16 protein-coding genes are annotated in these 18,781 nt (G+C 42.0%); 10 read left to right on the top strand and 6 right to left on the bottom strand.

Features of this window, described 5'->3' with window-relative positions; genetic code table 11:
- Window positions 1-4 precede the first annotated feature (4 nt).
- The 4 genes from BGK61_RS04730 to BGK61_RS04715 all read left to right on the top strand — a co-directional run bounded on the left by BGK61_RS04730 (window position 5) and on the right by BGK61_RS04715 (window position 2,745).
- Complete coding sequence (locus BGK61_RS04730) at window positions 5-535, top strand: hypothetical protein (RefSeq protein WP_014999119.1); 531 nt, start codon at window positions 5-7, stop codon at window positions 533-535.
- A 72-nt stretch (window positions 536-607) separates the two neighbouring features.
- A complete protein-coding gene (locus BGK61_RS04725) occupies window positions 608-865 on the top strand; it encodes a DUF3081 domain-containing protein (protein ID WP_014999118.1) in 258 nt (85 codons plus the stop codon).
- 173 nt (window positions 866-1,038) lie between these two features.
- The gene (gene lpxL / locus BGK61_RS04720) at window positions 1,039-1,974 is read left to right on the top strand and encodes an LpxL/LpxP family Kdo(2)-lipid IV(A) lauroyl/palmitoleoyl acyltransferase (RefSeq protein ID WP_014999117.1); all 936 of its coding nucleotides are present in this window, start codon (window positions 1,039-1,041) and stop codon (window positions 1,972-1,974) included.
- A gap of 153 nt (window positions 1,975-2,127) precedes the next feature.
- Entirely contained in the window at window positions 2,128-2,745 is a 618-nt protein-coding gene (locus BGK61_RS04715; RefSeq protein WP_014999116.1) for a TcpQ domain-containing protein, read from the top strand.
- 10 nt (window positions 2,746-2,755) lie between these two features.
- Here the strand turns inward: BGK61_RS04715 and glnE are convergent, their stop codons facing one another.
- Window positions 2,756-5,689, bottom strand: a complete 2,934-nt coding sequence (gene glnE, locus BGK61_RS04710; RefSeq protein WP_014999115.1) for a bifunctional [glutamate--ammonia ligase]-adenylyl-L-tyrosine phosphorylase/[glutamate--ammonia-ligase] adenylyltransferase — start codon at window positions 5,687-5,689, stop codon at window positions 2,756-2,758.
- 314 nt (window positions 5,690-6,003) lie between these two features.
- On the opposite strand from glnE, the gene BGK61_RS04705 reads away from it, so the two are divergent.
- Window positions 6,004-6,909 carry a DUF350 domain-containing protein gene (locus BGK61_RS04705; protein WP_014999114.1) on the top strand — a complete coding sequence of 302 codons (906 nt, stop codon included), beginning with the start codon at window positions 6,004-6,006 and terminating at the stop codon, window positions 6,907-6,909.
- A gap of 35 nt (window positions 6,910-6,944) precedes the next feature.
- Here BGK61_RS04705 and BGK61_RS04700 read toward each other — a convergent pair whose 3' ends face one another.
- On the bottom strand, window positions 6,945-7,292 hold the full coding sequence (locus BGK61_RS04700; protein ID WP_014999113.1) for a GIY-YIG nuclease family protein: 348 nt from the start codon (window positions 7,290-7,292) through the stop codon (window positions 6,945-6,947).
- 188 nt (window positions 7,293-7,480) lie between these two features.
- Here BGK61_RS04700 and BGK61_RS04695 point away from each other — a divergent pair, with 188 nt between their 5' ends.
- On the top strand, window positions 7,481-8,545 hold the full coding sequence (locus BGK61_RS04695; protein ID WP_076010972.1) for an XrtA/PEP-CTERM system-associated ATPase: 1,065 nt from the start codon (window positions 7,481-7,483) through the stop codon (window positions 8,543-8,545).
- 34 nt (window positions 8,546-8,579) lie between these two features.
- Here BGK61_RS04695 and BGK61_RS04690 read toward each other — a convergent pair whose 3' ends face one another.
- Genes BGK61_RS04690 through BGK61_RS04675 form a run of 4 tightly spaced genes read right to left on the bottom strand, consistent with a single transcriptional unit; the run spans window position 8,580 to window position 13,397 of the window.
- Entirely contained in the window at window positions 8,580-10,256 is a 1,677-nt protein-coding gene (locus tag BGK61_RS04690) for a porin family protein (protein ID WP_076010971.1), read from the bottom strand.
- Window positions 10,225-11,169, bottom strand: a complete 945-nt coding sequence (locus tag BGK61_RS04685) for an XrtA-associated tyrosine autokinase (RefSeq protein ID WP_014999110.1) — start codon at window positions 11,167-11,169, stop codon at window positions 10,225-10,227. The genes BGK61_RS04690 and BGK61_RS04685 overlap by 32 nt, the downstream gene beginning before the upstream one ends.
- Entirely contained in the window at window positions 11,170-12,738 is a 1,569-nt protein-coding gene (locus BGK61_RS04680; RefSeq protein ID WP_014999109.1) for an XrtA system polysaccharide chain length determinant, read from the bottom strand. It abuts the gene before it with no gap.
- Window positions 12,739-12,764: 26 nt separating this feature from the next.
- Window positions 12,765-13,397: an XrtA/PEP-CTERM system exopolysaccharide export protein gene (locus tag BGK61_RS04675; protein WP_014999108.1), complete on the bottom strand. Its 633-nt coding sequence runs from the start codon at window positions 13,395-13,397 to the stop codon at window positions 12,765-12,767.
- Between the two features lie 151 nt (window positions 13,398-13,548).
- Between BGK61_RS04675 and BGK61_RS04670 the strand changes: the two genes are divergently transcribed.
- From BGK61_RS04670 to BGK61_RS04655, 4 genes are read left to right on the top strand one after another with little or no spacing between them, the layout of a single operon-like run.
- Complete coding sequence (locus tag BGK61_RS04670; protein ID WP_014999107.1) at window positions 13,549-14,961, top strand: TIGR03013 family XrtA/PEP-CTERM system glycosyltransferase; 1,413 nt, start codon at window positions 13,549-13,551, stop codon at window positions 14,959-14,961.
- Between the two features lie 29 nt (window positions 14,962-14,990).
- The gene (gene xrt, locus BGK61_RS04665; RefSeq protein ID WP_076010970.1) at window positions 14,991-16,355 is read left to right on the top strand and encodes an exosortase; all 1,365 of its coding nucleotides are present in this window, start codon (window positions 14,991-14,993) and stop codon (window positions 16,353-16,355) included.
- Entirely contained in the window at window positions 16,352-17,431 is a 1,080-nt protein-coding gene (locus BGK61_RS04660; RefSeq protein WP_014999105.1) for a GNAT family N-acetyltransferase, read from the top strand. The genes xrt and BGK61_RS04660 overlap by 4 nt, the downstream gene beginning before the upstream one ends.
- A complete protein-coding gene (locus BGK61_RS04655; RefSeq protein WP_014999104.1) occupies window positions 17,431-18,777 on the top strand; it encodes an O-antigen ligase family protein in 1,347 nt (448 codons plus the stop codon). Before BGK61_RS04660 ends, BGK61_RS04655 begins: the two co-directional genes overlap by 1 nt.
- The last annotated feature ends 4 nt before the right edge of the window (window positions 18,778-18,781 follow it).

Below are 18,781 nucleotides of genomic sequence, written 5' to 3'. Positions count from 1 at the left end.
TTAAATGAAGCGGTTTGTATGGATAGTTGGTGTTGTATTCTTAGGGTTTTCTCAGGCCTATGCTGCACCAAAAAACTATGGATTAGTCACAATAGCCTACAATGATTTTGACACGTCTGGCGTTAGCGACAAAGAATTTGCTTATAGTGCAGCTTTTGGAAAACAAATACATAAGCAGTGGTATGCAGAGTTAGGTTATTTGAACCTTTTCGATTTTTCGAATGATAACGGCGAAGCCACAGGAGACGCACTATATTTATCTTTACTCGGTAAAGCTAGCGGGGCTACTGGCGAGTTATTTTATAAAGTCGGGGCTGCTAAGGTGGATGTCGATATTGCAATGCAGTGTGGAGATGGAGACACCTCAATCGTATGTAGTCAACAAAACAGTCTGGCAGCTGGAATTGTAGGTTTAGGCTATGACTATTATGTAGGTCTTAGATCAATGGTACGCATTGAATATACCCATATGTCGGGTGAAGATAGTTTTTCGACAAATATGTTTAATATCGGCTTTAGGTATAACTTCAACTGACCTCTATTAGGTTTGAATCCAAATATCGTTTGGTGGTGTAAAAATAGATAAATTCTCAACAATGGATTTACAATGAAAAACGAATTAGACAGCAAGTTCTTACTTCAGGTTTTCGATAAGATTCGCCAACATGGCGCGAAAGAAAATGAACAGTACAAACTTAATGGGATAACAGCGTTTACAGACCACGACGGTTACACGCTTTACATTGAAGATGTTAATGTGAAGCTGCAGTTCGGCTTTCACAACCAATACCATTTTGACTATGACTCAAAAGAGCAATATGAATCGTTTGAGAAAAAGTTAAAGCAAATAGATAAAGAATACTAATGGTCAGGCTTACGCTTTCATAAGAGAAAGCAGGCCGTGGCCATTAAAAAGGAATGTTGGACGAGCTTAAGCTATCTTTTGACCGCAAACTCCGTGTGAGCGGTCTGTCCTAATTAGCCCCATAAAAAACCTTCTGTTACAATGCCGCCACTTCGTTTTAAAGGAAATAGACATTGGCGGCGGCAATAAAAGCTCCTAAATTTAAACTAGCCTTTTTAGGCCCTAAATTTTGGCCTGTATGGTTAGGTGTTTTCGTCCTCTATGCCATTACATGGCTGCCCTTACCTGTAATCCGCGCTATTGGTGGCGGTACCGGTAAACTTATCGCATTAATAGTGCCTAAACGCGCTAAAGTCGCAAAGCGAAACTTGGCACTGTGGGACCCCACGCTTACACCTGGTGAAGTAGACGCGCTTTACAAAGAAAACATTCGACGTACAGGTATGGCGTTATATGAAACCGCCATGGGATGGTGGTGGCCTAGCTGGCGTGTAAAACGCGCCATTGAAATTGAAGGCACCGAACATGTTGAAGCGGCATTAGCCAGCGGCAAAGGCGTATTCGGCATGGCCCTTCACAACATGAACTTAGAGTTTGCGTGTCGGGGAATTGGCTTTTTTCATCCCAGTATTGCGTTTTATCGCAAGCACAACAATCCGTTAGTTGATTACCTTCAGTATCACGGGCGAAATCGCTCAAATAAATACATGATTGATAAACGCAATGCTAAGGCATTACTTGCGGCGCTTGATGACAAAGAATTGTGTTTGTATTTGCCTGACCAAGACTACGGTCCGAAGCAAAGTATATTTGTCCCATTTGGTGGGGTAAAAGAGACCGCGACCACAACGGCAACGCTCATGTTTATTAGGCGGAGCCACTCTGAACCCATGCTTATAACGTCGCAATATACGAAGCGCGGTTACAAAATTAAAATATATCCACCGCTTTCTCAATTAGGCGATATGGAAGATGCTGAAGCATTAACATTGCTCAATCAACATGTAGATGCGGCAGTGAAAGAGCAACCAGAAAGCTACTTGTGGATGCACAAAAGGTTCAAAACCAGACCCGCATCTAACCCAGAGTCTCTGTATAAATCACTATAGTTGGGTATGAATAAACACCTAGCGATGAAAATTAGATAAATAGAATAATAGGCTTATCGTCTAGAGGTAGACTAAAATAGAAGAATTATGCTTAAGTTCATACACATAGCATAAGCTGATTTTCGATTAAAAGTGGCTACACATTGGTAAGTTATGGGACAGACAAGTTATTCAAGTTCATCGTTTTGGGCAAAGCAAATTGGCATAGCGGCAGTGCTTGTTATCATTGCGGGCGTGCTCATCTATATGCTTCAAACTCAGGACCAAGAGCCTGTTCCTCAAGGGCAGGCGGAAGAGAAGTCTGTCTCACGTGGTTTAAGTGAATTCTATCGAGACTTTCGAATGTCGGCTACCGACCCGGTGGAGGACGAGCAGGGGGATTTCGTACTGGATGTTGCGGGCGTCGATCCAAATTTAGACAATAAGCTTGCGCAAATGTCTAGCCAAACCCGCCCAGTTGAAAAGAACTGGACCGGTGAGCATAAATACCGCACGTTCCAGGAAGGAAATACATTACGCGAAGCAATTTCGCAGTATGCACAGGCCGAGGGGATGCAGGTGATATGGAACCTCGAACAAGATTTTGTTATTAAGCACCAGTTCCAATTAGACAACACTGTAGCGGGTTCATTGGCTAAGATTGCCAGCGCCATAGATAGTAGTTTCGAGGGGCAGGTGAAAGCTTATTTGTGCGCAGAACAGCGTTCGCTGGTGGTGACGGCCGAAGAAACGGAGTTCCTCACCACCAACTGCCGTATAGTTAGAGGTTAATCGTTCTCGGTTAATCGTTACACGTTCCAAACAGTGTATCCCAATGTTGGGTTACTTGTTCTCGGATGGCGTCTAGCTCTTCACTTTGATCTGCATACTTAGTATCCGCTAACGTTAAGTGATGATATTGTTCACGCAGTTTTAAGTACGCTTTTTGTAATTTGTGTGCAGTGGTCGCATCAATGATGTCACTCTTAACCGCTGCGTCGAAAATGCGCAGATTGTCCGGGTACTCCATCATGGCTGAATGTAAGTGCGCATTAGCCAACACAAGATATTGAGCCATGAACTCGATGTCGGTAATACCACCGACACACTGCTTTAAATCAACCTTATCGTTGTTCTTTGAAAGCAGATGTTCGCGCATTTTTAAGCGCATTTTGCATACGTCTTCAGCCAGCGCGTTCACGTCTCTTTCCCTTCCTAATACGGTATTTCTTACACGTGTAAAATCGCTTAATAGAAGAGGGTCTCCACAAATAGCTCTGGCACGCACCAACGCTTGATGTTCCCACGTCCACGCTTCTTCTGTCTGATATTTTTCAAAACCGTCAATATGACAGCACAACAGTCCTGCATTTCCAGAAGGGCGCAAGCGGAGGTCTGTTTCATATAATTGGCCAAACAAGGTCTTAGTATTGAGAAGGTGCATAATGCGTTGCGCCAGCTTAATGTAAAATTGCTGTGCCTCAATAGACTTCTTGCCGTCTGTACTTACCCCGCGAGGGGCGCTATGTAAAAAGACCAAATCTAAGTCAGAGCCATATCCGAGTTCATACCCGCCTAGTTTTCCATAGCCAATAACTGCAAACCCTTTGTCGGTTCCTTCTAAGTGTGCTGGAACGCCATAGCGCTGCTGCATTTGCATCCACGCTGCGTCTACCACGTTTTCCAATATTACTTCAGCCAGTACCGTAAGCTTATCGCTCACGTTGTTTATGGGCAGTGATTCACTGATGTCGCTGGCGGCGATACGTAGCTGCTGGCAAAGCTTAAACTGCCTCCAGCCATCCATAAGCATTTCAACATCATCTTGTTCAATACGAAGCATGGTTTCACGCAGCTCCAGCTGATATTCCTGTTTGCTGGTATGAATATCGGTGTTCTGCTGACCGAGGTATAACGGCGTGAGTAATTCATCCAACAATAAGGGAAAGCGCTTAATTTCTTGGGCAATCCAGTCACTGCGCTCACATAGCCTTACTAACTGCTTGAGTACGTCCGGGTTTTCGAGCAATAGGTCAAGATAGGTAGTACGGCCAGTAATCGCTTCTATTACGCCAAGTAAACGGTCGAGTACCTGTGGGATGTAATTTGGGTGTTGGTTAATAAGCACATACAAGATTTCAGGGAGTAGCTTATTTAATGTATCTTCGCCCTTTTGGCCAATACGATAATTGCGCTGCTTATCTTTGAAGGCAATAAGAATAGAAAATATGCCTTTAATATCACTAGAAGAAAGGTGTTCGCTAAAGGTTTCAGTAAACTCATCTTCTTGCAGCGCTAAACGCCATGCATCTTGGCAGGCAGTGAAAAGCTGGTCTTCTTCTGAGTGCGTATCATGGGATTCCTCAACTAATTCATTGAAGTGTGTGTGAACACGTGCCATGACAGCATCTAAATGTGCTAAAAAGTCACGGTAAGATTCAAACCCCATTACTCCTATTAGTGCGTTTTGTTGCCAAGGTAATTCAGGAAGGGTCTGGGTCTGCTGGTCTTGAGCTTGTTGAAGCGTATGTTCTACTTTTCTTAGGAACAGATAGTCCTGCTTAAGTTGTTGTGTTACTTCACTTTCGACAATATCGAGCTCGGTTAGAGCGTCTAAAGTGCGAAGTAATGACTTACTTTGTAATGCTGGCTCTCGTCCTCCATGGATCAACTGAAAGCTCTGAGCAAAAAATTCCACTTCCCGAATGCCACCAGCGCCGAGTTTTATATTGTTACTCAGTCTGCGTCTGCGTATTTCTGTGGCGATCAGCTTTTTCATGTTACGGAGAGCATCCAGAGTAGTGAAGTCTAAGTAACGGCGGAAGGTAAAAGGGTGTAAAATGCTGTTTAACCATTTCACATCTTGCGAATCATCATCGTTAATCACCCGCGCTTTTACCATGGCAAAGCGCTCCCAATGGCGACCTTGGTCTTGGTAATAGTCTTCAAGTGCGGCGAAATGCATTACAAGTGGTCCGGAATCGCCAAAAGGGCGTAAACGCATATCAACGCGATAGACTTGGCCATCATTAGTTACTTTATTCAATGCTTGAATGAGCTTTTGCGCGACCTTGGTAAAAAACTGCTGGTGCTCTAAGCTTTTTCGCCCTCCTTGGGTTTCGCCTTTTTCAGGGTACGCAAAGATTAAATCGATATCAGAAGAAAAGTTGAGTTCTTTCCCTCCTAATTTCCCCATTCCCAGGATATACATGTGCATATCTTTGCCGTGACTTTGTGGTTTTCCATAGCGCGCTGCTAAGTGTTGATAAAGCCAGTGGTATGCACCGCTAATGAGTACATCGGCTAATGCAGAAACATGTATAAGTGATGTTTCTATGGGTTGCTTGTTGAGAACGTCGAGGAAAGCAATTCGTGCCATCTCTTTGTTTCTGAACTCCCTCAATACTTGCATTAGATCATCTTCGCTAACAACGCCTTGTAATTTATCGTCGAGGGCTGTGTGGTAGTCAGAAGATATGGTAGCGCCAACGGACTGGAGTTCTTCACTGTTTTCTAAGGGGCGATAATGTTCAACGATTCGAGAAACAAACGAGGGCTTTTGAATCAGTGTTTCTGCTAAGAATGCTGAACGGGAAAACGCTTGTTTTAGCGTTTCACTATGGGCTTCAACAATCACTTTGTCATTTTCACTCATTGCCGGTGCTGTTAACAACTGCTGCCAAAACTTTTCAGCAAGTTCTGCGTTTGTCATGCTATTTTCGTTGTCTATTGGCATAATGCTCGCGTCTTATGAGATATCACTCGTGTTAAACGGATGAATACTCACAATTGTAATTGCAAGTACTCAAGGCTAAGTGTTGCTGGACCCATGAATATATGGCCCAAAATTCACTGTCGGCAAGTGCCTGCTAACCCTGGGTGTAATACATAGGTTGTTAGGCCCTGACTAAAATAAATCTGAACAAGTTCGATGTCATCGTTGTACAAATTTGTATCGGATGAATGCTATTCATTTAGCTGTCACTGATATTTCGATGTAAATGTGAAAATAATCAGACGAACTTTGTGTGTTCAAGGAGCAAAGATAACGTGGAAGCCTTAGTAAAACTAGTACCCCTAACGCAAGAACTGTTGATTTACCTCGCTATGGATGTAGCGATAGCGTTAGTACTGCTAATGATTATGAAGTGGCTGACGGGCGCATTTAGAAAATACTCAGTAACAGAAGAGCTAGGTGTAAAAGATAACTTCGCATTTGGGATCAGCATTGCAGGCGGCATGCTGTCGCTGTGCATCGTATTAAGCTCTGTTGTTGGACGTCATATTGGCATGGGTTACAAAGAAGCGGCGATTGGAATGGTAACCTTCGGTATTGTGGGCATTATACTAGTGAAATTTGGGCGTTTCGCTCACGATAAACTGGTACTCAATAAAGTAGATACCCATGCCATGATAGCCGATAGAAGCGTTAGTGTTGCACTGGTTGATGCTGCGAGTCTTGTTGCAAGTGCAATCGTTTTGCGCAACATCATGGTGTGGGTAGATGGCAGTGATATGAATGCGCTTATAGCAATTGTAACGGGGTTTACTGTTGTCTTAACTATGCTGCTTGTCATGACGCGAATTTTAGAATTTAGGTATGCGAGAGACAATCAGAACGATTCATTCCAAGGGGCGCTGGAAAAAGGGCAGTTAGCACTTGCTATCGAGCATACCGGTAACTTACTTGGTACAGCAATGATTGTATCTGCGGCCAAGAATTTGCTCATTTACAACCCGTCCGGCTACGTGAGCAACGTAACGGGCTGGTTGATTGTCAGTGTAGGTCTGGCGATTGCACTTCACATTCTGGTACTAGCGAGCAAAAAAATTATCTTATTTGGCATGAATTTCCGTCAGGAAGTTGATCAACAGCATAACGTTGGCGTAGCTGCACTCGGGTTCACGCTCAGCATTGGTAACGCTATGATCATCAATGGTGTGCTAGGCGGGTAGGGGAAAACCGTTTTATAAAGAATTGATGAATTATACTAATCTTCGAATTGGGCTCGAATACACAATAATTCATGGAGTTGCCCTTTATGAATAATTCGATTTTTCTGAGGGCGACTCATTCTTTTTACTTCATACTCAAGCTTTGAAGCGTGGGATTTATCAGTAACTTCGAATACCGCTTTAAAACTCAGTGGTGCTTTGCCTTTTAAGGCTTTTGCGCCACCTTTTAACTCTCCTCTATGCTGGGCGATACGGCGCTTGGGGTCTGTGGTAATCCCTGTATAAATGTGCCCGAGCTTGTTTTCGACTAAGTAAAGATACCAAGGTGGTCTTGAGGTTCCCCGGTGGGTATTGTCGTCGTTGACTGATATACTTTGTGACAATGTAATTCAATGTAAATTATTACTCTTAGCCTAATGTTAGCAGAATTATCCAAAGGCTAGGCGTAAATATAATACTTCGATAATTGCGTAATGTTGGTTACCATAGAGAATCAGCGCGCTGTATCGATAATAGGTATTTACGCTTATAGTTTCGAACGCACATTTTTAATGGAAAAACGGTAAATTGCATGTACGAAAGTTATTATGGACTTAACTCGAAACCGTTTCAGTTAACCCCAGATCCAGAGTTTTTCTTCGCAAGTAAGTGGCACAAACGCGCCATGTCCTATCTGCAGTACGGTCTTTCCCAAGCTGAAGGTTTTATTGTTATCACCGGTGGAATAGGAACCGGAAAAACTACCGTTGCAAACAGCCTGCTTGAAGAAATTGAAGACGACATCGCAGCTGCTCAGATAGTAACGCCTAAGCTGTCGCCAGATGAGCTGGTAAAAATGGTCGCATCTAAATTTGATATCCCTACGGAAGGGCGTTCAAAAGCCGATATATTAAAAGCACTTGAAATCTTCTTGTACGATCTAAATAAAGTAGGTCGACGTGCGTTGTTACTTGTGGATGAAGCACAAAACCTACCGCTTGAGACTATCGAAGAGTTGAGAATGCTAAGTAACTTTCAGCTAAACGGTAAGCCGCTAATTCAAAGTTTCTTACTGGGGCAGGAAGAGCTTCAACCCATTCTGCGAGCGCCAAATATGGAGCAATTTAGACAGCGAATTGTGGCGTCTTGCCATCTTGCTCCGCTTTCGTTGGAAGAGTGCAAAGAATATATTGAGTACCGTTTGCACCATGCAGGGTGGAACGGTTCACAGTTATTTAGTGATGAGGCATTTGAACGAATTCACATGTTCTCTCGCGGTATCCCACGAAAAATTAATACGCTAATGGACAGAGTAATGCTCTATGGCTTCTTAGAAGAGTTAGATAACTTCGATGCTGTTGCAGTTAATGAGGTGATTGAAGAAGTTAAAGCCGAAATGTTTGAACCGGAAAAAACTGGCGCAGAAGTGACAGAACATATGGGCTTTGCTGACCACCCTGAAAGCCAAACCATCATGACGCCTAAAGGCAACGTTATTCGTGACTCTAAATACTATTTAGATATGCTAGCTGAGTTAGTCGACGCCTTAGATGATGCTATTTCACAGAAAGTGAAAATGACCCAGTACGTGGATAAACTGATGAAGAAGAAGTTTAAGACGTATGTGCGGCTTAAGAGTGATGATAAGAAAGAATAGTTGTAAAAAAAGCGCCTTTATGGCGCTTTCTTGTTTACTGGTACTTATAAATGATTGAAAGTGACAAGCGCCTATCTGAGAAATCATTGCCAAACAAGCCTACTCCCGCATTAATATCACCAGACTGGTCTACATAGGTAAAATCGACAACTGCAGTTATGTATCGTCCCAGTTGGCGCTGAAGGGCAACACTGCCACGCCAATTGTCGGATTCTCCATCCAGATCTTCCTGCTCAGCAGTTTGAGTAATATTGGCGTAGGTAACTTCCGCATTTAAATTAGTGTAGCTTCCTAGCTTATAGACCAAAGTTGTTCCAAGGGAGTAAGTTCGTCTAAGGCGATCTAAATCGAGGTAATCATCTTCAGCATAGCGAGACGTTAAGGCCACTGTGATGCGAGAAAAGTCATAGCCTGCCTGAAAATTAGAGCTTTTTCTAACAATTATATTATCGTCAAACTCGATAACTTGAGACGTTAATTGAACAAGTTGTTCACTTGCATCAGGTTGATAACTTAGACTATTAGGTTGAAAGCAGTCAGCAATAGAGATAGTTGCTGAAGGACATACGAACACACCAAGGTTTTGCGGATTGGCTAAAAGCCTAGACGTATTTGTTACGTCCTCACTGTAATTAAAATTTGTACGCAAGTACTTAGAGTTATAGCTTGCGTCAAACGAGGCAGCTTCGCCGTAGAAGCGTCTACCGTAGGAACCCGATAAATTCGTTCTAGGACTCAATGCCCAGCTAAAATCTAAACCTATAAAGGTCTCGCCGTCATTTTCTTCAACATCAGAATCACTGGTGTTGGCAGTAATGGCAATATACCTATCTTCGCTTTGCCGATAGGACAAGCCTATTCCGTATGAGTTAAATTCACGTGTGCTACTTGTTGTGTCGTCACGGTTAGAAATTTGGTTTGCTTCGTGCTGTGCCGCTAATCTGACACCGATGTTCTTTAAAACAGCAACCTCTACAAAAGCGTTTCCATTTCGAGTAATAAATTCATCATCGTTATTTTGTGCGCGATCAGTGTTTATATATGCACCGTTTATCTCCCACATAAATCTCTGAGGATTATCGCCATTGGAAGCGCCACCAAAAAGTTCCACTGTGTTATTGTTTAGAGCGTTACCACTGTTGAGCGTAGAGCGCTCAGAAGCGACATCTGAATAAGCAATGCCACCTTGAATTTTAATCCAATCCCCCTGATCAATATTTGTGAGCGCCGAAATTCGATTTGAACGAGTTTTCGAAAGGGAGTCTGAGTTGTTTAAAAGATCTGATACCAAATAATTATTGGCGTTAGTGTTTTGATAATTTAGCGCACCTTGTGCCTCAATTTGTACAAAACGGTCCAGTGGTTGCCACACAAGACTGTAAAGGTATTCTTCAAAGGTATCATTGCGGCTATCGTCAACTTTATCGCGTTCTAAATGCGTTATAGAGCCAGTCCAAAAGCCAGTAAATGTCTTTGTATCGAGACTGGCATTGATAGTTGGTGTTACCTGAAAAGTATCTAATGAAAGTTGACCCTCTGACTCAGAGTCTACATCTTGAAAGATATATTCAGCCTCAGCTTTGCCAGTAATTTTTAACTCTGCGAACGCATCTGATGTGCAAAAGAAAGAGGTACCTAAAAACGCACCCCATAACGTCAATTGCTGCCGCCTTTGTGTTTTAATTTTCTCGCTCGGCATAATAATATCCATAATATCCACTTCCATCAGTATCGTGGTGTATTGATTTATTCACAACGAACCCGATAGCCATTTCGGGATTTAATCGCTCCACCGACATTTTGATATCGTTAATCTTCGTCTTCCCTTCCTCTACCACGACTACTGCTTGACCTGCGAAGTTTGCCAAAATCGCACTTTCGTTAATACCAATAAGAGGAGGTGTATCAAAGATTACAATACGATCTGGGTATCGATTGGCGAATTCATCTACAGTCTCGTGCATTTTTTGACTAGCGAGCATCTCTGTAGATAAATGATGTGATTTTCCTGCGGGAATAATTTTAAGCTTATCGATGTTTGTCGGGTAAAGCACCTCAGAAATATCTTCTACATCTCCCGTCAAATATTCCATCAATCCTCTTCTCCGCTCTAAACCTAATGTATTCAATACATTTGGTTTGAGCACGTCAGCATCGACTAACAATACTGTCTTATCTTGCTCCGCTGCAATGCTAAGCGCTAAGTTAGTTGCTGTGAAAGTCTTACCTTCAGAAGGGCGGCTACTGGTAACCATGATAATGTTCGGATTATTGAGCGTTTTTGATAGAGGGCCAAAGGCGTTAGCGATTAGCTTACGCTTAATTTCTCGATACTCTTCATTAATTTGCTTACGCTCACCTATTACCGAAATGTGCCCCTTGTCGCTAAGCTCTTTTAAGTTTAGGTTAAACGGAGGAAATTCGTGTAGGGGCTCACGTGGCTCAATTTCTTGTGCCTTGTTTGGTAGTGGTTCGTCACGCGAAATCTTGGTCGTCGACTCAGACTCTTGCGCTTCAACAGCACTATCATGCTCAAAGCGTGGAGATTCTTCCTGCTTTTCTTTTTGTTGCTTTTCTCGCTCAGCTTTTTGTCTTTGCAGAGCTTTTTCAATTGTATTTTTCATTTAAAAGAACCTCTCTGCAATATTAATATTCATTATTTCAGCGGCAATAAGCACGCCGTATATCATAACGATTGCACCCGAGGAGGCGAGAAAAACGAGTAGCCTACGATTGTTCTTTTTGTTTATTCGCTCAAACTCTAAGTGACTCACTGTTCCCCAAACTGGGTAGTCTGAAAGTCTCAGTAGTTGTTTTGGTCTGACAAGCACCGGGTTAAGTTGGCTTATAAGGAAAGCTAAACCAATACCTGTACCAAATCCAAGAATAAGAACGACGGTATAAAGAATAATTCTGTGAGGTCCAGATGGCTTGTTTGGCACCATTGGTGGCTCAATAATACGAAACTGTAGTTCCTCAGCCGATACATCTGCTCTACGAGACAGATCTGCAGCTTCACGACGTGCTAATAGTTCCTCATATTTCTTCTTAAGGATGTCATAATCACGATTTAGTGCCGTAGACTCAGCTTCTATTTGAGGAATAAGATCAACTTTTGACTCTAGCTCAGCGATTTTTGTTTTTAAATCTGCCTCTTTAACGCTTAACGAAGCGATTTCACTTTGAAGACGGCTCATTTCTAGGCGGATTTCTTGAGTTAACTCATTCATCGGGCCCTGAATGTCACCCTCAGCAGCGGCGAGAAATGCGTCAACCTCTCTTTGTCTTGAGGCTTCCAAGCTTTCCAATAATTGCTTAGTTTCCACTACATCTGGGTGTTTATCAGTAAATCTTAGCTTTAACTTATCAAGCTCTTCTTCTAAGTTCTTAATTCGGTCGTCGTACCGGGTTTTAAGAACGCTATCTTCCTGATTAGTAACACCTAGGTTTGTTGAAGCAACTTGATTTTTAATTTGAGATTTTAAAGAATCAACTTGTTCATTAGTTTGGCGAATAGAAAGTACCGTTGCTTCAAGCTCTGAATTAAGCGTTTGTAGTCTCGAGTAGTATGTGCCCGATAGGGGAAGTATATTGTTATACTGTCTTTTGAAGTTAGCTAGCCGCTGCTCGGATTCTGATAGCCGGGCTTCATATTCCGCAATTTGCTCATCCAAAAAACGTCCCGCTGTGTCGGTATCTCTCCGATTGTTGCCTAGGGAGCCTTCCACAAATAAATCTAGTGTTTCTTGAACAACACGTTGTGCGGTTACTGCATTCGTATGTTCGTAAGATATATTGTAAATATTATCGCGACCCGCAGACTTGAGCTGAATTTCATAGGCTAACTGCGTTACCAAGTCTTCAAATTCGTTGGCCGTATTTGTGGTGATATCTAAATCACTTTCTCTTGCTATAGTCTCAACGTTTGAGCGACTAAGAAGAGTGCGCGCCATCATTTTTACTTCTGAATCGGGATCGGATTGAATCGCTAAACCTTTAAGTAAAGGTTGAAGGACTGACCGAGTATCCACATAAACTTGCGCCTTAGAGGTATACTCATCGGGTAGGGTGGCTACCATTAGGAAGCCAAGTGGGCATATAAGCCACGACATAATAATGACGTGGCGTTTCTTTATCCATATCCCTTTAGCTAAATCCAAGAACTGGAGAAGCGTTTGTTGTAAATCCTGCATTAAATTGTTCCGTTAACTGCTTAGAACTAAAACCATGCTTCCGGGATGATGACAATGTCGCCCGGTAAAATATCAACATTCTTTGATATATCTCCGCTGCGAATTAAATCATCAATGTCTAGGGTATAAGTTTTCTGTTGCCCATTGACCACGCGAACTAATTTCGCGCCATTACCATGGGCAAACTCTGTTAGTCCACCTACAGCTATCATGAGGTCAAGAAGCGTCATATGTTCAGTGTAATTAACGGCACTCGGGTTAGTTGCTTCCCCGATAACGCGCACTTGTTCACTGAGTGGGCCAGAAAAGCTGTTTACACTAACCGTAACACGTGGGCTATTAATATATGTAGAAAGCTGCTCTTCAATTTCACGGGCAAGCATTGACGGAGTTTTACCTGCCACATCAATGTCTTCAACTAAGGAAGTGGTTACTTTCCCGTCTGGGCGAACTACAAACTGGCCTGATACTTCGGGGTTCCTCCACACGAAGATAGTTAATGTGTCACCAGGACCTATTAAATATTGATATTGATTCACATCAGTGGTGAGTGATGCGCGGGTTGTAGCCTGTGGAAGTGTCGAGTTACTCGAACATCCAATTATTGTAGTGGCTAACGCTACGGTGGAAATAAAACGGAACGACTTAAAGCGATACATAAGAGATCATCCTACACTCGTATGGTTAATTTTTAGCGTGCTTTTTTGTTTACCCTACGGGAATTGACACTATAATGCCAACATCAATTCTAGTCTATTAGAATAAATCCCTTTATGATGGGTAATATAAAGTAGTTTTGGGAGGCCAGGGGTGGCAGTAAATAAGCGAAATCAGAATAAACGCTCAAATATATTAGTTATAACCGAAGCATTACTTATTGCTTATATAGGGTATATTACCCACTTTATATTGACGCAAATTGGGCTATCCTCCCAAGTTCCTATTGAAAAGCTCTTGGTAAATACCGGGCTATTAACGGTCGCGATTCTATTATGCTCCTTGTCGGTAGGACTCTATGAAGCAAAACTTCGCGAAACATTTAGAGGAATAATTCGACGAATTTTTGTAAGTGTTGGTTTGAGCTACTTTTTAGTTGAAGTAGTCAGCCGTGCTTTATTCGATCGACTGTTGATGGATAGCTACTTCTTACCTGCATCAGTTAGCGCAATCATTATAACGCTCGTTGTCTTCAGATATTTTACAAATCGTCTTGGTCTACTCGGACTTGGAAAAGTCAGAATTATCGTTTTAGGTGCAGGAGAGCGTGCTTCCATTATTGAAAAAAGAATGCGTCGTGATGTTGATCGCATTGGTTTCGAGTTGGTTGGATTCATCCCTATACCTGGCGACAATCGCGAAGACGGAATTCATAAAGAAAAAATTATTCATGTAAAAGTAGATGAAAATTTCCAACAGTTTATTGCTGATAACGAGATTGAAGAAATCGTTATCGCGTGTGATCAGCGTCGAGGAACGTTACCAGTAGAAGTCTTGTTTGATTGCAGATTGCGTGGCATTGAAGTTACCGAGCTTCTCGACTTTATGGAAAGGGAAACAGGGCAAATTGTCGTGAATCTCATGTATCCGAGCTGGGTTATCTACTCAAATGGTTTCAAGAGTCAAAACTATCTTCGCGACGCCTTAGATTATTCTATTAACGCAATTCTCGCCTTCATCATATTTTTCTTTGTTTGGCCAATTATGCTTGCTACAGCCATTATCATTTACTTCGATGACGGGCGGCGAACCGGTGTTTCTGTATTTTATAAACAAGAGCGTGTTGGCTTGAACGGACAGCTTTTTAAAATAATTAAATTTCGCAGTATGCGCCCCGACGCGGAGAAAGATGGCGCTAAATGGGCGAGTAAGAATGATGATCGAGTAACTCGAATTGGTCACTTTATTCGCAAATACCGCGTTGATGAATTACCTCAATTGCTTAATGTGTTTAAGGGTGAAATGTCTTTCATCGGCCCTCGTCCTGAGCGTCCAGAGTTTGTAGAGCAACTTGTTCGAGAAGTGCCGTATTATAATCAACGTCATAACGTTAAGCCTGGTTTGGCGGGTTGGGCACAGCTCAATTATCCGTACGGAGCGAGCGTTGAAGATTCAATGGAAAAATTGAAGTTTGATTTGTATTACGTAAAGCATCAGAGCTTGCTTTTGGATATTCTTATTCTCATCAGAACGGTAGAAGTTGTGTTGTTCGGTAAGGGCAGATAGCGCATTTTAATTGAATTAGGGAAGTATCAATGGAACTGAGGGTGCACAGACATTTTTGGGTTTTAATTTTTATCACACTATTGTGGTGTATATTCAACTACCCAATTATGGGCTCTTTATGGGCATATAGTTTCGATGATGGGACTTATTCACATGCTTATCTCGTACCCTTCATCATTGTTTACCTCTTCTATATTCTTGAAGAAGAAAATCGCGTCCTATTCCGAACACAGCCGAGCTTAGTGTGGATAGGGCTCGCGCTCACAACTGGCGTAGGTCTTGTACTCGCCACGTGGTCACAAACTAGTTTGCTTTATTGGGCTGCTTCCTTGGCTGTTCTATATTCGCTGATATTTTGTGTATTCAGATTTAATGTCTCTACTTTTTTCCCCTTTGCGTTCTTAGTTTTTATTTTCCCTTTTTGGGGGGCGCTTGCAGTTCCATTGCAGTCATTGTCGGTTTATGTCGTTACGGCGATAATGGGTTTAACGAATATCCCGGTTTATGTAGAAAATGAGTTCGTTACTATACCTGCAGGTGTATTTGAAATTGCCGAAGGGTGCAGTGGTTTACGATATGTGATTGTTTCCGCTGCGATTAGCAGCTTGTACATATTTCTATATCTTAAAACATTTCGCTCTGCTTTTATTTTTACCGCAGTTTCTTTACTTGGGGCTCTTGTTACGAATTGGCTTCGTATCGCTGCGCTTATCGTAATTGGTCATGAAACTGATATGCAAAGTAGTTTGATGACGGATCACAATAACTTTGGTTGGTACATCTATATTCCCGTCGCAATCTTTCAGTTTTATATAGGTAGGAAACTTGAAGATAGGGAGCATGCGGCAGGAAAAAGCGGAATAACCAGTAAACGCGATTTGAATTCGTCTTTATCACGTAGTGCGCTGATCATCGCATGTGGGCTTTGTTTAGTCCTATCCTCTAGCGTTGCCTTGATGATTGCAGATGATGTGTCGAATGAGGATTGCTCGGCTGCGACACTCACCATAGAGCCTAGAATATATAACTATGCGAGAGTTTGCAGTGTAACAATAGAAGATATTGAACTCGTAAATTTTGAGTTCGACGGAGAGCATTTAGACGATAAGGCCTCTTATTATTTGAATAACCCTATACCAGAAGGGTTTAACGTAGTTCGAAGTCTCGATACTGACAAATGGAATGTTCGGGAAGTTCGTGATAAATATACGAAGCGATTTTTGATCGCATATCGATATGGCACATCGTCTGGCTTCTACAAGTCGCCGTTTGGTTTAAAAAAATCCCGACTTAAGAACGCTCTTTCCGGCGATATGTCATCATCTATTCAGTGGATAATTGTGCCTTGCGAATCTAGTTGTAACCTGAGCAATATCGAAAGAGCGCTGCAGTGAATAGTGTGATAAGCACACGAATTATAAATAATGTTCATGAAATGAAGGCCATTCGCTCCTCTTGGTTAGAGTTGGAGCGCAACGCCCAGTTTAAAAGCGCATTTAATAGTTTTGATTGGGTATCCACATGGGCGGAATTTTACACAGAACATATCGAAAAGCTGCTTATTTTTACTAGTTGGGATGCTGAAGCGCTTGTTTGTGTATTACCACTTTATATAAGCAAAAGTAATTTAAAAACCGCTTGCTACATAGGTAGCTATGAACCAACAGACATAGAGACATGCAGTGAAGCACAGGACTTTTTGATGCGCTCTTCAGCAGTTGATGTGAGCGAACCTTTATCGGTCATTCAATCAACAATGAGGAAAGAAGGATTAAATTCCATTCGGTTAAGTAATGTGAGTCCCAATGCATTGATACTAAGCGCAGTGGAAAGAAGTGATTTTCCCACAACGATTAATCTGGTAAGAAGGCGCTATCTTGTTGATATCCCTGATGGTGCAGAAAAGCTTATACGAAAAACGAAAAGGCTTCGGAATGCCGCGCTTCGGGCAGGGATGCGTATTTGCCAAGTAACAACTGAGCACGACCTTGAACGAGTATTTAATGCTCTAATCACCCTAAATAGGAAAAGGTGGATAAGTAGGGGATATAAAGCGATATTCGATGCTCATGTGTTTCGAGAATTTCACCGTAATATTGCTCGTAAGCTATTAAGTACCGGCAGCTTGTCTATGTTGTATTTGGAGCAGGGAAGTGAAGTTATCGGCGTAAATTACGGTATACGCTCAAACAATACCGTCATTTTTTACCAAAGTGGTTTCGACGAAGACAAAAAGCCTAACGTATCTCCCGGTAAGTTGTTGCATAGCGCACAAGCCCAAAAGGCTAGAGAACAATCGCTGTCTCATTATGACTTTATGTCTTCATCACTTGATGAGACCTATAAACAGAGTTTGGCATCGAGCTCAGAGCCTGTTTATGAAGTAGAAATACATGCACATAAGCTTACCTGGGTTTTAGCTAAATTTAAGGTTTTTGCCAGAAAAATAAAAAGGCGTTTAGTTTTCTAATGGTTGCAGTTCCCCAGAAAAAAGCGTCGTTTGGCGCAAGTTCATCTACATCTGATGCTAAGTTCGGTTTTTTCTTACTTTGTGTATATACCGCGTTAGTCCTTATAAGACCACACGAGTGGCCCGTGCTGAATGTACAGTTTCCACTGCTTAGAATAGTCCTAATAATTACCTTTTTTGCTTATTTAGTTTCGTTAAGGCCGAAGGCATGGAACGTTCAATGCACAATTTTAATATTGATGTTCTTCTCAATGTTGCTTTCAGAAGTCCGAGCGTCACGTTACTTTAATGACCTTGGATATGTTATCGACTGGATCAATGCGAATATTATCCCCTTCATTCTCTTCTTAGGCTTTCTCACATCCTTCGGCCGACAAAAAGTCATTCTATTTATCTCTCTAGTTGCTTGCGTGATTATGTCTCAGCACGCCTACGTTCAGATATCCTCGCCATTTGGAGAAGGTTGGGCTGAAACAGTTATTTATCGAAACGACGGTCCTAATCAAATGGCCCAGGCGCGATACATTGGGGTGTTTAATGACCCGAATGACATGGGGATGTTTTTGGTAATGAATATCCCCATCGCCATTTTCTTTATGGTCAATACTCAACGTTTTCTCATGAAGCTTATGTGGCTTGCAGTAGCTGGTGTACTGGTGATGGGTATTTACTGGACAGGGAGTCGAGGTTCGCTAGTGGGTGTAATGGCTGTTTTATTTTCATTTTTCTACCTTAGGTTTGGTCGCGTAAAATCTTTGGTGCTAGCTAGTCTTTCAGTGCCAGGCGTAATTATCGTTATGAGTTCATTTAGGACGATAAGCAAAGACGATGAAAGCGCCATGCAGAGACTGACGGCGTGGTATGAAGGCATTCAAATGTTGTTCCACAGGCCACTGTTTGGATTTGGAAAAGAACGTTTTCTGGAGTATCACTACAAAGTCGCCCATAACTCATTTGTCACTGTGATGGCAGAATTGGGAGTTGTAGGTTACATGTTGTGGATGACCTTTGTTCTTCTGTGCATGATCATGTTGCTTAAAGTCATAAATCTCAAGAAAACGGAACACGCCAAAGATCCTAAACTTTCTCGTGAAATTTCACTTGCAATATTTTTGCAAGTTTCTCTAATTGGATTTTGTAGTACAGCTTTCTTTATTAGTAGAAGTTACGTAATCTTTTTCTACATTTTTGCAGCTATGACTGCAGCGTGCTTCATCCGTGTTTCGAAACAATATCCCGACTTAGGTCTATCAATTTCCAATAAAGAGATAGCCCAAACTTTTGTGCTTAGTTTGATGAGCTTGATAGGTTTATATCTAATAATAATATTTTTGATGAGGCTTTAGTCCT

The organism is Alteromonas abrolhosensis, from assembly GCF_001953635.1.
GTDB lineage: Bacteria > Pseudomonadota > Gammaproteobacteria > Enterobacterales > Alteromonadaceae > Alteromonas > Alteromonas abrolhosensis.
The sequence above is the reverse complement of the archived record's forward strand: the minus strand, read 5'-3'. Positions and strand labels throughout refer to the sequence as shown.